Genomic DNA, 14,593 nt, shown 5'->3' on the forward strand with positions numbered 1-14,593 from the left:
GTGTGGTTAGGCGGAAGCGGACGGGCGCTTCAGGAACATGCTCACCACCAGCAATGCCAGCAGGAGACCCGTGGTCGCGGCGAAGAAGATGGCCACCATGGTCCACTGGCTGTGGTCATGGTCGTGGTCGCCACCGCCCGCGCCCTTCTTGGCAGCGGCGATTTGCGCCGCCGTCATCTCGGTGCCGTCTTCATTGTGCGGGTGGCCGTGGGCGGCATCGAGTGCCTCCTTCAAGCTCACACTGCCCTTGCCCGCATAGGTGAGGGTGTACGCGCCCTTCGTCACCACTTCATCCCCGGCGAAGAGACCACTGATGACTTCGATGGACTGGTCATTGCTGACACCGAAGTCCACCGGTGTTTTCACAAACGCGTTCTTCAGATCGTAGTCCTTGATGAAGACAAAGCGTCCGGTGGCATCTCCCTGCACGGCTTCCTTCGGAATGGAGAGCACATTCTCCCGCGCACTCACCACGATGGCGAACTCCGCACGCATGCCAGGACGCAATACCTTGTCGGGGTTCGCGACGTGGAAGGCAGCCTCGATGGTGGCGCTCTCTTCATCCGCATACGCGCCGATGTGCGCCAGCTCCGCTTCGAATACCTTGTCCGGATAGCCCGCGATCTTGATGCGTGCCTTCTGCCCCTTCTTGAGTTTTCCCGCGAGATGCTCCGGCACGTAGGCCGCAGCTTCCACGGTTTCCAGGTTCACGATTTCGATGAGTGAGTCATTCGGCTCGATGGGCTGCCCCTGGGCGATGTTCACCTTCGCGATGGTGCCTGCGATGGGCGCACCCAGCATGACGGTGGGAGGTGGGTCACCGGGCTGGCGACTCTCCACCCACATGAGCTCCTCATCCTGGTCCACTTCCTGGTCGGGAAGCGCGAGCACGGAGAAGGCACGGCCGGGAATGCGGCTGCTGACGATGGCCTTCTTCCCCGGGAGGATTTCGATGCGACCCAGCGCGAAGATGGTTTCCTCAAAGTCACCTTCTTCCGTTTCCGCGGTCTCGATGTTGAGGTTCTTCACACCTTGCTCATCAAGCACCACGGTGTTCGTCGCGCGGTTGGGGTCGGCCTTTTCGGCTTCCTCATGGTCATGATCGTGCTCTTCGCCCTCGGCACGCTTGTGCTCGCCTTCTTCCTTGTCCTTGGCAGGGGCTTCCTCCTTGGAGGTCTTTTTGTCTCCATGGCTGTGTGCTTTTCCTGGAGCCCCCTCACGGGCGCTCAGGGTGCATGGCACTGCCAGGAGGCACAGCAACGCCAGCAGGCTTGCAAAAATCTTCTTCTCAAGTTTCATGGTATATCAGAAATGGATACAAAATGGGTTCAGCGGCCGCTGTTCGTGGCGGCTTCGTAGCGGATGCGGGCCAGGTGGTAGTCCCGCGTGGCATTCAGCACGGCGGCCTCCAGTTGCAGGCGCTGCTCTCGCGCGCGCAGCACGGTGAGCAGGTCGGTCTGACCGCTCTGGTAGGCCTTCTCCAGCTTGTCCGTCTGCTCCAGCACCAGCGGCAGGAGTTTCTCCTTCGTCTCGCTGGACAGCTTCGCATACGCGTTCATCTCGGAACGGGCGGCGGCGGCTTCATTGCGGATGAGGAAGGCGAGGGCCTTCGTCTCCAGCTCGGCACGGCGCGCCGCAGCGCTCTTCTCCACGACTTCGCCTTCGTTCTTGTTCCAGAAGGGCAGCGGAATAGAGACGCGCACGCCGAAGAAGGGCGTCTTGTCCAAGCCCTCCGGCGCATCCTCCGAGCGCTCATGCTCGAACAACGCACCTACCGTCCAGTCTTCCCACTTCTTCGACCGGGCAAGCTCAATCTGTGAGCGGGCCGCGTCCTCATGCACCTTGGAGAGCAGGTAGTCCGGGCGGGATTCCCAGTTGCCCTTGGGAGCGCCATTGGTCATCGCGGGCAGGCTGCCGGTGATGGCGAGGCTGTCTGTGTCCCGCACGCCAAGCATGGGCTTGAGCTGGCCGAGCAGCGTGGTGCGTTCCGTCTCCAGTTGGCGACCCTCCAGCAGGATGCGCTGCGCATCCACCTGCGCTTGGGCCGCATCTAGTGCGGAGATTTCCCCGGTCTGGGCACGCTTCGCGGCAAAGTCGGAGAGCTTCAGCGCGAGGTCCGCCTGCTGCTGGCGCAGGGTGCGCTGCTGGTCCAGCGACAGCAGCTTCACAGCGAGGGGCCGTGCCTCGGCAATCATCTTGCGCTCGGCCTCGCGCACCTCCAGCTCAGCGGCGCGAATCTCCTTCTGCGCGACCACCTTTTCCAGACGGAGACGCGCAGTGACGGGGAACTTCTGGTCAAAGGACACGCCAAAGGTGCCCTCGTAGAAACGATCATCGCGTTTGAAGTCGATGCCGAGTTCCGGATTCGCAAGACGGCCCGCTCCGATGAGGCGGCCCTTTGCCTCCTCAATGCGCAGACGCGCGGCAGCGAGGGCGGGATTGTTTTTCAAGGTGTAGGCAGCGACGTTGCTGTACGGCACACGCACCTCCCTGGCGGAGAGGTCCGCAGGCAGATGCACGGCGAAGAGCGTGACAAGGGTGAGAAAAAGAGATGAGCGCATGGAGATGCGGAGTTTGCTGGGTGAGAGCAGGGGTGGAAGGAAAAGGGAATGAACTGACAGTGCAGGGTTCGTTGGAGGAACACTCCCACGCGGGCATGACGAAGCCGCGCAGGGTTTATCAACGCGAAGCAGCGGGACATGCCGCTGCGATGTCCTGCCTCAAATCAGCAGGACCATGCACTTGGCCGTTTCCCGGATGCCGGGAGGCCCACTACTGCGGATGTACGGCAGCGTGGCGCTCTCGCGGGTGGTATCGCCCGGAGCGGCCAGCAGGAAAGAAAGGAAGTCAGGAAGCTCTGCTATGGCAATGAGGACCGGCACCGGCACAGCGACCGAGGCGGTGGTGTCCTTGCCCTGGGAGGCGGCCGTGAGATTCACCTTCAGCGGGGTGTGCTCATGGGAGCCACCTTGATTCTCATGCTCATGATTCCGCGGAACGGTGCCATCGTGCTCGTGATGGTCCTCCTCGCAGGGAGCATGCAGGTCTCCATGGACGTGGTGGCAGTACTCGTAGCTGGTCTCCACGGCCTCGCCTGAGCACTCGCAGAGGAACCCGCGCTGCAGGCCAAACACCTGCGCGCCCGCCAGCGCCAGAAGCGCGAACAGGACTACGAAGGATCTAACCGTGCGGTTCATGCAGGCGGGAAGTTACGCGAGGGTCCGGGCAAAAGTCAATGCGCTTGTATGACGTGGGGCTGTGGGGATTTGTTCAATGCGGAAGGAATCTTGTCTGTAAAGAGGGGGTAAAAAGGGGCGCGGACTGCAAAAACGTCTCGTGAACACGTAGGCACGACTGACAACGGCAACCCTGAGCATGTTCCACCTTGCGCGAAGCGCTTTGGAGTGCACGTGCGAAGCACCGCTTTGGTGGGGAACTTTGCGGTCGGAGGGGCTGTGGGAATGCAGTCGGACGAAGATAACCGACCTCGGAGAAGGACAGGATATAGGGGTGCTGCTTGCGCTGTGGGTATTGGAAATGGTGTCGCGCCGCAAAAAGCGGTGCTTCGCACGCGCACTCCAAAGCACTTCGCGCAAGGTGGTGCACGTATTGGTACACTCTGCATTTTTAGACGCCACCAAACTCACGAGACGTCTCCAGGGAATGTTCTGCGTCATTTCTCAGCGCACAAACTCACGTGCAACACGGGATCATCCCCCTCCAGAAATCCTACTTTTCTGCCTGGAGCCGGTGCCATTGTGTTTCATTTTTGCAGCACAGGAAAAGAGCGGTGCCTGCCCTGCGTAGGAGCACCTGACTGACACCTTTCCTTTCACCTCGGAGCAAAGTGTCTGTGCTGTGCCTGATAGCTCCTGATACACCGTCCTACCGTCGCACCGCTTACCGTCGCACCGCTTACCGTCGCACCGCTTACCGTCGCACCGCTTACCGTCGCACCGCTTACCGTCGCACCGCTTACCGTCGCACCGGAAACCACCTCCCACCATGCAACCCACCGCACTCCCCATTCTCCTCGCGGCACTGACCGTCCTCTCCTCCTCTCTACACGCGCAGAGCACCCCGCCCGCATCGCTCAAGGAGGCCCTCACCTTCCACGCGTCCTTCGACCACGGCTTCGACGCCGACTTCTCCAAGGGCAGCAAGGCCTGCACCGTGAAGCAGGGCAAGGAGACCGTGCCAGCCGCGGAGAATGCCGAGGTGAAAATCGTGAGCGATGGCGCGAAGTATGGCAAAGCACTGCATTTCACGAAGAAGGGTGGCACACGTCCGCAGTACAGCGGCCAAGACGGCGTGCTGGGCTACAACGACAAGAGCTGGAGCGCGACGGTTTCCGTGTGGTTGCGCCTGACACCTGACCAGGACCTGGAGCCCGGCTACTGCGACCCGGTGCAGATTGTGGGAGATGACACGAAGAAGGGCTTCATCTTCCTGGAGTGGTCCCGCGATGAACGCCCGCGCTTCTTCCGCTATGCCATCCGCCCGCTGGTGCATCTGTGGAATCCCGACAACAAGGACTGGGCCACCATGGAGAAACGTCCCATGGTGCAGGTGGCCAATGCGCCCTTCGCCCGCGAGAAGTGGACCCACGCCGTCTTCACCCTGGAGCGCCTGAACGAGAAGGATGGCAAGCCCACAGGGAAACTGTATTTGAATGGGGAACTGCAAGGCGCGATTGAAGGCTGGGACCTCACCCTCGGCTGGGACCCCACGAAAGTATTGCTCGTCCTCGGTGCTGCCTACGTGGGACATCTGGATGACCTCGCCGTCTTCAATCGTCCCTTGAGCGCAGCGGAGGTGAAGGAGTTGATGAACTTGAAGGGCGGCGTGGGGGACTTGTATTGAGGCGCGGAGCGAACGAAACCCAACATAGCTCGCGTTAGCGAAGCTCTACGTAGCTCGCGAGTCCCTTCGCGAGGGGGCGAAATGCATGTGAGGTAGTACACTAGCCTCGCAACCATTCACGCGCCCAGGGGAACGAGGCGTTCCCCCTCCTTGGGCCTGCGCTCACCTCATGTGGTGATGCATCCGTCAAACGCACTGAGTATCGTCTAATTCGTACCATCGTACCCTTTCCCATCCACGGCAGCCAAAGCAGCCGCACCTTGACGGAGCCGCTTCATACGGGCCACCATCCGCGAAGGATTCTCCACCCAACCGCGTTACCTGCGACGATCCCGCTTTGCCTCTTTCCCCTTCCTCACCCACTGCCGCCATGCCCGCGACTCCACCCTTTGCACCCCGTTCTCTCTCCGCCCTTCTCGCGGCAGCGCTCATTCTTCCTACCACATCTGCCTTCTCCGCAGACCCCACCATCACCATCCAGGCAGGTGAGCAGGACCGCACCAATACGGTCGTCACCTTCACCCTCGGCGACAAGTGGCATGACAAAACCCTCTCGGCAAAAGAAACCGACGTCCCCGTGCAGGTGGACTCCGAGGGCCGCGCCTCATTCATACTCCCCAGCCTGGCAAAGGGCACCAGCCGCACGCTCACGCTCGTCCCCGCCAGCCCGGTGGGAAACAGCACCTCCGGCATCGACGTGGTACCCGGCGACGGCTCGCTAAACCTCGTCGCGAAGTCGACGGGCGACACGATTCCAAATCTCAGTACCCTCATCGCCACGTACCAGATGACGCCCGGCCCGGTGCCTGCGGGCACGTCCGAGGCCTTTGCGCATGGCGCGCACCTGCATCCCGTGTACTCACCCAGTGGAAAACTGCTCACGGGAAATCATCCACCAGACCATCCACACCAGCGCGGCATCTGGATGTCCTGGACAAAAACCGAATTCGGGGCGGGGCATCCTGACTTCTGGAACATGGGCAAGGACAAGTCCGGCAAGCTCACGGGGGAAATCCGTTTCGACAAGCTGCTAAACCACTGGAGCGGCCCGGTGCACGGCGGCTTCACCAGCACCCACCGCTGGCTGGATCACACCACCGGGACAGAGCGGGAGGTGATGCTGGAAACGTGGGACCTCAAGGCCTATCATACCATGGGACACCCTGATACCGCCGCCGCGACCCCGCCTTCCAGCGAGAAGGAGAAAGGCAAGCTGCCCGGCGTCTACCTGCTGGACCTCACCTCCACCCAGACCGTCACCGGTCAGGAACCCCTGAAACTGCCGAAGTACCACTACGGCGGCCTCGGCGTGCGCGGCAGCGCCCTGTGGGATGCCGTGGACCAGGTGACCATGCTCACCAGCAGCGGCCACGACCGCAAAACCGGCGACGCCACGAAGGCTCGCTGGGTCTGGCTCGGCGGCGAGGTGGAGGGCACTCCCACCGGCATCACCGTGCTCATCCACCCGGACAATTTCCGCTTCCCCCAGCCCCTGCGCCTGAACCCGAAGAACCCGCAACTCTGCGTGGCCCCGTCTGCGGATGGCGACTGGTCCATCGAACCCGGCAAGCCCCTCGTGCTGAAGTACCGCTTCGTCCTCATGGATGGCAAGCCGGACGCCAACGAGTTGGAGCGTCTATGGATGGACTATGCGCAGCCACCGAAAGTGGAGGTGAAGTGATGCGCGGGCCGGACCGGAACTGATAGAGGGACTGCGAGACGCGGCCATCCGTCAGACGGTCCGTTATTCGTACTTTTCGTTTCTTCGTACCCGCTCCCCCAGAGACACCCGGTTGCATAAGTCCCTCAGTTGGAACACACGCAAAAATCCATCCCAACCACTTCTGAATTGGGGTCCTTGTCAGATGGCATAACACGGTGTGCCAAACAAGGGGAAGAAAACTCTCCGCAACCCCCTTCTCATTGCACTATTATATAGACAAACTTTGTATAGGAGAGACATGCAAGGGCCTGCTGCCTTGCCAACACCTGATTCACCGTCATTCAAGAAGCGGCGGTGGCGCATGTGTGTCAGGTTGGTAAATGGAGAACTGCATGCCTGTCGAACCGTGAATTTGGTTCACTTTCTTCTGGCACGTTGAAGGAGCGCTTTGCGTCGTGGAGTGCGTGTGGCAAGCGTTAGCGCGACACCGCTTTGAACGGAGAGGATGAGCATCATCAAGCAGTGTCGCGATCCAATTCCGAAATATTCCCCCGCAGGGAAGCTCCGGATGCTGGATTCCACTGGAGTCCTCCACTATATATCAGGACGAGATTCCTCCGTTCAAAGCGGTGTCGCGGCCTCAAGGGAGACCTTTGCCACCGCGCACCAAGACGCAAAGCGACCTGGTGCGTCAAGAGGTGCGCGCCGCGCCATTTCCTTGTCTATCCAGTCAAGTACTCTCAGGCTGACGGAGCTCAAGGATTGGCCGCTTCATCTGTCGTTCTCTCACGCTTCGAGCGAGAGGCGAACGTCACGCTGGGCAGCTGGAGCGCCGGGGGGCACGAACGATGAAACGAAAAGCACGAATAACGAATGCATGTCAGTTACGCAACCAGCTTACAATCAACAAGTCGCGTAAATAGCTGATTTTAGCCCTGTTTTCTGCCCATCGCCGGTCACCCGTGATCCGCAGCTTGCCAACCTCACTTGCCACAGCCCGCATCCGCGTGCATCTAGGGCGGCTCCTCATTCCGCTTTTCATTCCCGCATGTCCCGTCAATTCCCTGCCAAACGTCTCGGTGTGCTCATGGTGGTGTCCGGCCCTTCCGGCTCGGGCAAGACGACGCTTTGCCGCAAGCTCGCCGACCTCGGCGAGGTGGTGTACTCCATCTCCGCCACCACCCGCGCGCCACGCCAGGGGGAGGCCCACGGGCGGGACTACTACTTCTTCTCCGAGGAGGAGTTCCTGGACAATGTGCAGCGTGGCGAGTTCTTCGAGCACGCCCGGGTACACGGGAATCTCTACGGCACGCTGAAGACCTATGTGAAGCAGAACCTGGAGCGTGGCATCGACGTGGTGATGGACATCGACGTGCAAGGCGCCGCCCAGGTGCGCGCTTGTGCGGATGAGCTGGTGCAGCGCTGCCTGGTGGATGTCTTCATCATGCCGCCGACTGTGGAGGCCCTGCGCGAGCGTCTCGCCGGACGCGGCACGGAGAGCGAAGAGAAGCTCTCCCTCCGCCTGCAGAATGCGCTCACCGAAATCGAGCACTGGCACGAATACCAGTACGCCCTCGTGAGTGACACCCGCGAGCTGGACCTCGACCGCTTCCGTGGTCTGCTGCTGGCGGAGCGGATGCGGGTGGAGCGGTTGTTGGATTGAGTTGCGCTCGAACAACAAACCGCGACCATCGGTCGCAGCCACAGCAGTTGCAGTCAGCCACAGCAGTTGCAGTCAGCCACAGCAGTTGCAGTCAGCCACAGTAATCGCAGGGCTGCCGGTGCGAAAACCCATGCCCATGGCGGCAGAGGAATGACTGAGCTTCAGAACTGTGGTTGTGACCGCTGGTCGCGAATGGGGCATCTCCTCCCATGACGACCAAGACTCCTTGAAGCGAGTGCAGCAACCCAGTTTCGGCCTCAGCGAATGAAGCACGTCTCCTGATTCGGCTGAAGCTGCTTACCACCGTTCGCGAGCCACATGGATTGCCGTCACCGCCGCTACTGCCTCCGTCTCCGCAGCACCAGCGCACTCAATCCCACTGCGAGTAATAGGGCACTCGAAGGCTCCGGCACGGCTTGAATGGTGAGCCGCAGAGAGCCTCCATCGCTCACATTCGAGATGGACCATTGCAGTCCGTCACCCAGCGTCGGCAGGTCGAGATTCGTATTCGCATCATCGGCACCATTGCGAAGATTCTCCCCGGTGGAGAATCCATTCAAGGCCAGCACACCCGCCCAATCCAGCAGGTCCCAGGTATCGCCTTCCGTAGCCGTATAGGTTGCATCAAGGGTCACCACAATGCGTGCGGCAGCATTGAGCGTGAGGCCTTGGCCGACGATGACTTTGTCCGAGGTGGTGCCATTCAAAATCGTGAGTTCAGTCACCGTCACGTACGGTCCTTGGGAATCCTCCAGTGGGGTGAGTGCGAGTCCGCCATTGATGGTCAGCGTACCCACACCGGAGCCTGCGGTGTCTCCGGGTGCCAGCTTCCCGTAGGTCAGAGTAGTCGAGCCCTGCACCGTGCCTGTGCCCGCCAGCGTGGTGCCACGCGCATTCATGATCACATCTCCCGCCCCGGTGCGGCCCACACCGCCAATGCCCACCTGCAGCGTACCGCCGCCCACATACGTGTTTCCGGTATAGGTGTTCGCTCCGGAGAGCACGAGATTCCCGCTGCCTGCCTTGGTCATGCCATTGCTTCCGGTGATCACCGCACCGATGGTGTTTGTGTTCGGTGTGGTGTTCGTCCCATTCGCCCACACCACGCCTTCTGCGGTGCCAAAGTTCAATGTACCGGCGCGCACGTTTCCCGTGGCGCCGATGGTGCCACCATTGTTGGAGAAAAAGACACCACCGCTCGTGACCGTGAGCGTCTGGCCCACACCTGTGGTCTGGTTGTCAGTGATGTTGCTGGCACTGAATCTCGTGAAACGCAGCGCATTGATCGTGGTGGCTCCGGCAATGGTCACGTTGTCGAGGCTCACATTGGTCGTGGGACCGGAGGTGTAGTTATTCGCATACTCTGCATCCACCAGCGCACGCACGCCCGTCGCCGTGTGGGTGGCAAAGCCCGAGGCGTATTGCTGGGAACCATTGATGTTCGCAGCACCCATCCATGGCATGATGCTCATGGTCGTGCTGCCTTCCGCACCGCCTCCACCGACAAGGAAGGACGCAGCATTGGCAAACGTGAGACGAGCCGTGCCTCCCAGAGTGCCACTGGTGATGTAGGCACTGGCGCCCGCACTGCGCTGCAGCGTAGCTATATTCAATCGTGTGCCCGCTGTCGTGGTCGCCCCCGACAGGCCAATCTGGCTGTAGGCACTCTTGAAATGCAGCACGCTCACATTGTCCGTCACCAGTTCCTGTCCGAGCCGCCACGGTGTATCCGCCGGGGTCGTTGCCGCCGCCTGTCCTACCGTGCGCAGCGAGCCACCGTTCATGGTGATGGTCCCGGTGGTGAGCCGCTGGCCTGGATTCTCCGCATGAGGACTCCCACTCCCCGCGTGAATGCTGCCTCCATTCTGCGTCAGGCCGGTCAGCCATCCATTGATGACAAACTCCGAGGCACTTGCCATCGAGGCATTGGTCAGAGTGAAGCTGCCGGTATTTGTGCCACCGATGCCACGATTCGCCACCAGCGTGCCGGTGAAGCTCTTCGGAGTGGTGCCGCCGAAGGACACGGACATGGCTCCGTTGTTCGTGATCACCCCGCTGCCCGTGATGTTCCCATTCACCGTCACGCCCGTGACGAAAGCCGCTCCCCCGCTGAAGGTAATGTCGTTGTCATTCGTGGTGATGGCACCGCTCATGGTCAGCGTATCGCCACCACCCAATCGGACCTGCAGGTCTGAGTTCAGTTCCACCAGCGCGCCGATGGTATTCGAAGGAGAGCCCGCGCCCGTGGTGTTGAGTTGCGCAGGCAGCAGGTCGACGTTGTCGAAAATCAGGCGGAACGTCTCCCCGCTGGCATTGGAGATGTTGATGGAACTGGGCGTGGTCGCATTGCTGTCGCCCAGATTCAGCACGCCCAGGGTGATGTCCTGACGGAGGCGGATCGTCTGGTTCCCGGCTATGTCGATGTTCACATTCGCCACGTCACCCTCTGCATTGGGGAAACCGGCGACCACACCGGTCCAGTTGGCATTCACGTTCCAGTTGTACGTGGAACTCGCCGCCGTCTCGTCCCACGTGAAGGTCTCCGCGCGCAACGCAGGCACGGGAAAGGCCCCGCCGCTTAACAAGCCAATCATCAAAATCAGAATGGCAGCGCGCTTGGAGGAAGATGCAATGAAACGGAGAGAACGGACAAAATCCATGAACCTACCCCGAACCGCCCGGACACGTCCCTTCTATCGAAATGGCCGAATCCTGCGGGATGATATGCGCGGATATGCCATCACCGGCATCGGGCAAGCTGCAAGCTCTGGAGCCCATGCCGGCACTCCGGCACAGACAGACGCGGGGGCGGCACACGTTGCAAGCACCCCACCACCTTTCGGTATATCAGCTTATCCTATCCAGTGATGTCCTCACCGTCTCCGCAAGCTGTCTTGCGGAGTAGGGCTTGCGGAGGAAGATGCTGTTCTCCAGCTCACGCAGGCGGCGCGTGACCACCTCATCATTGTACCCGCTGGTGTGGATGATTTTCAGCGTGGGCTTGTCCCGCTTCAGCAGGTCCGCCAGTTCCTGTCCAGAGAGCCCGCCGGGCAGAATGAGGTCCGTGAGCAGGAGCTCGATATTCGCCCGCTCCTTCTTCCAGATTTCCAGCGCATGCACCGCATTCACCGCGGTGAGCACGCGGTAGCCGTGGTGCTCCAAGGTGAGCTGCGCCACATGCAGCAGCGCCTGGTCATCCTCCACCATGAGAATGCACTCCGTGCCTCCGCGCACCGGCGGCAGTTCCGCCTGCGTGCTGCTGGAGGTCGACTCACGCGCCAGCGCCGGGAAGTGCACGCGGAAGAGGGTGCCGCGATTCAGCTCACTGTGGGCCTCGATCCAGCCGTTATGCTGCTCCACGATGCCAAACACCGTGGCCAGGCCCAATCCCGTGCCCTGACCGCTCTCCTTCGTCGTGAAGAATGGCTCGAAGATACGTGGCAGATGCTCCGGAGCGATGCCGGTCCCCGTGTCCCGTACGGAGAGGCACACATGCTTGCCCGGTTGCACGCCCGGATGCAGCGCGGCGCGCTCCGGCGTCACCTGCACTGGCTCCAGGGTCACCGTGAGCAGCCCTCCCGAGGGCATGGCATCACGGGCATTGATGGCCAGATTCATGAGCACCTGCTCCATCATCCCCGGGTCCGCATGGATGAGCGGCACCCCAGGCTCGAAGTGCGTCTCCAGCGCCACATCCTCACCGAGCACACGCCGCAGCAGGCGGATGGTACTCTCCACCGTTTCGCCAAGGTCGAGCGGTCGCGCCTTCTTCACCTCGCGACGGCTGAAGGTAAGGAGCTGCCGCGTGAGCGTGGCCGCGCGCTCGGAGGCATCCATGATGTCTCCCATGCCTTTCATCACGCGGTCCGGCAGCCCCTTCGTGGCCAGCAGCAGGGAAGTCTGGAGCTGGATCACGGCCAGCAGATTGTTGAAGTCATGCGCAATGCCACCGGCCAGCACACCCACGGCCTCCATCTTCTGGGAATGCCGGAGCTGCAGCTCCATTTCCCGCTGCGTGGTGATGTCATCCGCCACACCTGCCACGCGGTACACGCGACCTTCTTCATCACGGATGGGGAAGGCGCGGTCATGAATCCACCGCACGGCGCCATCCGGCCGGTGGATGCGGTATATCACATCATAGGCGCCCGTGGCCTGCATGGTGAGCGCCGCCTCCCGCACCGCATTGCGGTCCTCCGGGTGGATGGCCTCCATCCATGTCTGTGGAGACTGGTACAGCTCCGCGCAGGGGCGGCCCCACACCTTCTCATAGGCGGGGCTCACATAGATCATCTGGTTCTTCGCCAGGTCGGTAAGCCAGAAGACCTCGCCAATGCTCTCCGTCACCTGGCGGAAGCGCCGCTCACTGTCACGCAGCGCCTCCTCAGCCTGCTTGCGGTCGGTGATGTCCTGTCCGGTGCCCAGCATCTTCACCACCCGGCCACTGGCATCGCGATCCATGGCGCCACGGCTGTGCACCCAGCGTATCGCGCCATCCGGCCGCACGATGCGGTACTCGATGTCATAGGGCCTCAGTCCCGCGATGGCCTCCGCGTAGTGCTTCCGGCACCGCTCCCGGTCCTCGTCGTGAATGACTTCCAGCAGGTCCGTCAGCTTCAGCCGGCGCTGGGGCGAAATGCCGAAAATGCGGAAAATCTCCTCTGACCAGGTGACATTTTGGGTCTGCAGGTCCAAGTCCCAGTGGCCGATGCGGGCCATGCGCTGGGCCTCCTCCAGTCGGCGCTGACTCTCCTGCAGCGCTTCATTGAGGCGCTGCAGTTCAGAGGCATCCCTTTCCTGCGTCACTTTCATTTCCTTCAACGACAACCCCTTGCTGCTATGCGGGTGAGAGAACTTGGGCTTCCCACGGATTCTTGCCGCTAGCAAGAAATCCCGGCTTTCGCTCCCCACATTTGAAGCAGCGTTTACAAAAGGCGGTCACGATGAGGGTAACTTTACTCTGAATTGCGGAAAAGACGCCTCTTTGCTTCCAGAAAAAGAAGCTGCCCACCGGGTGCATGCAATCAGCGCAGCCTTTCCCCGGAGCCTGGTGAGGGGCAGCAAGTGTGCATGGCATGCTGCCGGCCCGGGGATGTTCGCTGCTTGAAAGGATCACAATGCTCCCCGGTGGGCAGAGTGCTTCGGCCTCCTGGTTCAGGGGAGGCAGCTGCCCGTGCGGCGGCAATCTCACAGACTTGGTCTCCTGTGAAATCAAGCACACCGCACGGGACTGCTTGGTTTGGGGTTTGACTAAAGGTCCGCCTAAATCGTTTTTACGATAGGACTTGTTTCCTTTGCGTCTTATAAGCAAAACCTATAAGCTGCCCCACATGGAATTGCGGCACCTCCGCTACTTCATCGCCGTGGCAGAAGCCTTGAGCTTCAGCAGGGCCGCCACGCGACTGCGCCTGTCCCAGCCCTCACTAAGCACCCAGATACGTGATCTGGAAACGGAACTTCACGTGAAACTTCTGGAACGTGACCGGAGCAATGTCTCCCTCACGGATGCCGGCACCGTCTTCCTGAAGGAAGCGCGCAGCGTGCTCGCCCGGGCGGAGAAAGCGGTGGCGCGTGCGCGTGAGGCCGCTGCCGGCATCACCGGAGAGCTGCGCATCGCCACCGTGGACCTGCTCACCATCAAGTTCCTCCCCGGCAGCCTCACCCGCCTCCATTCCTCCACGCCCACCGCCAAGGTGCATGTGCAGGAGCGTGCGCCTTCCGAGCAGCTTCCCCTTCTGCAGGCGGGCAAGATTCACGTCGGCTTCGTGCCCATGCACTTCGCGCGACTCGCGGCGGGACGCGGACTTGGCAAAGTCGGCATCATCCACTGCCCGCTCGCCGTCATGATGTCCGCCTCGAACCCGCTGGCGAAGAAACCCGGCCTGCATCTGCTGGAACTGGCGGACAGCACCTTCATTCACATCACCATGTTCGGCTCAGATGCGCAGCGCATGTGGACGGAGGAAATCTGCGAGTCGATGGGCTTCGTCGCCCGCATCGGCACCAGCGCCACCACGGTGGACAATCTCATGAGCCTGGTCTCTGCCGGCGCTGGAGTGATGCTCATACCCATCGTGGCCCAGCGCCCGGAGACACCCGGTGTCGTGGTCGTGCCCCTGCTGGACAAGGGCCTCGATTACGAGCTTCACATGATGTACAACCAGAAGTTCCCCTCAGACCTGCGGGATACCTTCATGGAAATCGTGAAGGAGGAAGTCATCAAGCTGGGACCGGAGTACTCGCCGCTGGCGGAAGGCGCACCCTCTGCCACCGCCAGGGCGAAGAGCAATCACAAGCGCGGCCACAACGGCCATGAGAACGGCAGTGGTGGTGGCAACGAGAATCACGCTCGCACCAGCAAGGCACGGAAGTGACCATGCACGTGACGTCGCGATGACAGTCCC

The 14,593-nt window shown here is 61.4% G+C and carries 9 protein-coding genes; 4 read left to right on the forward strand and 5 right to left on the reverse strand.

Going from position 1 to position 14,593, the window contains the following annotated elements:
• Positions 1-6: 6 nt before the first annotated feature.
• From DES53_RS17505 to DES53_RS17515, 3 genes are all read right to left on the reverse strand, one after another.
• Positions 7-1,299 (reverse strand): efflux RND transporter periplasmic adaptor subunit, encoded by a 1,293-nt coding sequence (locus DES53_RS17505; RefSeq protein ID WP_113959585.1) that lies wholly within the window; start codon positions 1,297-1,299, stop codon positions 7-9.
• A 29-nt stretch (positions 1,300-1,328) separates the two neighbouring features.
• Positions 1,329-2,561: a TolC family protein gene (locus DES53_RS17510; RefSeq protein ID WP_113959586.1), complete on the reverse strand. Its 1,233-nt coding sequence runs from the start codon at positions 2,559-2,561 to the stop codon at positions 1,329-1,331.
• Positions 2,562-2,720: 159 nt separating this feature from the next.
• A complete protein-coding gene (locus tag DES53_RS17515) occupies positions 2,721-3,197 on the reverse strand; it encodes a hypothetical protein (protein ID WP_113959587.1) in 477 nt (158 codons plus the stop codon).
• Positions 3,198-4,005: 808 nt separating this feature from the next.
• Between DES53_RS17515 and DES53_RS17520 the strand changes: the two genes are divergently transcribed.
• From DES53_RS17520 to gmk, 3 genes are all read left to right on the forward strand, one after another.
• The gene (locus DES53_RS17520) at positions 4,006-4,863 is read left to right on the forward strand and encodes a LamG domain-containing protein (protein WP_113959588.1); all 858 of its coding nucleotides are present in this window, start codon (positions 4,006-4,008) and stop codon (positions 4,861-4,863) included.
• Positions 4,864-5,233: 370 nt separating this feature from the next.
• Positions 5,234-6,544: a DUF6807 domain-containing protein gene (locus tag DES53_RS17525; protein WP_113959589.1), complete on the forward strand. Its 1,311-nt coding sequence runs from the start codon at positions 5,234-5,236 to the stop codon at positions 6,542-6,544.
• A gap of 1,030 nt (positions 6,545-7,574) precedes the next feature.
• A complete protein-coding gene (gmk, locus tag DES53_RS17530) occupies positions 7,575-8,189 on the forward strand; it encodes a guanylate kinase (RefSeq protein ID WP_113959590.1) in 615 nt (204 codons plus the stop codon).
• A gap of 338 nt (positions 8,190-8,527) precedes the next feature.
• On the opposite strand, the gene DES53_RS17535 is transcribed toward gmk, so the two are convergent.
• Together DES53_RS17535 and DES53_RS17540 are read right to left on the reverse strand one after the other, a co-directional pair.
• Positions 8,528-10,849: an autotransporter-associated beta strand repeat-containing protein gene (locus tag DES53_RS17535; protein WP_113959813.1), complete on the reverse strand. Its 2,322-nt coding sequence runs from the start codon at positions 10,847-10,849 to the stop codon at positions 8,528-8,530.
• A 187-nt stretch (positions 10,850-11,036) separates the two neighbouring features.
• Entirely contained in the window at positions 11,037-13,001 is a 1,965-nt protein-coding gene (locus DES53_RS17540) for a hybrid sensor histidine kinase/response regulator (RefSeq protein WP_113959591.1), read from the reverse strand.
• Between the two features lie 518 nt (positions 13,002-13,519).
• Here DES53_RS17540 and DES53_RS17545 point away from each other — a divergent pair.
• A complete protein-coding gene (locus tag DES53_RS17545) occupies positions 13,520-14,563 on the forward strand; it encodes a LysR family transcriptional regulator (RefSeq protein WP_113959592.1) in 1,044 nt (347 codons plus the stop codon).
• Positions 14,564-14,593 lie beyond the last annotated feature (30 nt).

This window comes from Roseimicrobium gellanilyticum (assembly GCF_003315205.1).
In the GTDB taxonomy this organism is placed as follows: Bacteria; Verrucomicrobiota; Verrucomicrobiia; order Verrucomicrobiales; family Verrucomicrobiaceae; genus Roseimicrobium; species Roseimicrobium gellanilyticum.

What these genes read in the sequence shown, in the direction of transcription:
- DES53_RS17510 (WP_113959586.1), bottom strand. Translation starts at nt 2,561, where the DNA reads ATGCGCTCATCTCTTTTTCTCACCCTTGTCACGCTCTTCGCCGTGCAT.
- DES53_RS17540 (WP_113959591.1), bottom strand. Translation starts at nt 13,001, where the DNA reads ATGAAAGTGACGCAGGAAAGGGATGCCTCTGAACTGCAGCGCCTCAAT.
- DES53_RS17545 (WP_113959592.1), top strand. Translation starts at nt 13,520, where the DNA reads ATGGAATTGCGGCACCTCCGCTACTTCATCGCCGTGGCAGAAGCCTTG.
- DES53_RS17515 (WP_113959587.1), bottom strand. Translation starts at nt 3,197, where the DNA reads ATGAACCGCACGGTTAGATCCTTCGTAGTCCTGTTCGCGCTTCTGGCG.
- DES53_RS17525 (WP_113959589.1), top strand. Translation starts at nt 5,234, where the DNA reads ATGCCCGCGACTCCACCCTTTGCACCCCGTTCTCTCTCCGCCCTTCTC.
- DES53_RS17535 (WP_113959813.1), bottom strand. Translation starts at nt 10,849, where the DNA reads ATGGATTTTGTCCGTTCTCTCCGTTTCATTGCATCTTCCTCCAAGCGC.
- DES53_RS17505 (WP_113959585.1), bottom strand. Translation starts at nt 1,299, where the DNA reads ATGAAACTTGAGAAGAAGATTTTTGCAAGCCTGCTGGCGTTGCTGTGC.
- DES53_RS17520 (WP_113959588.1), top strand. Translation starts at nt 4,006, where the DNA reads ATGCAACCCACCGCACTCCCCATTCTCCTCGCGGCACTGACCGTCCTC.
- gmk (WP_113959590.1), top strand. Translation starts at nt 7,575, where the DNA reads ATGTCCCGTCAATTCCCTGCCAAACGTCTCGGTGTGCTCATGGTGGTG.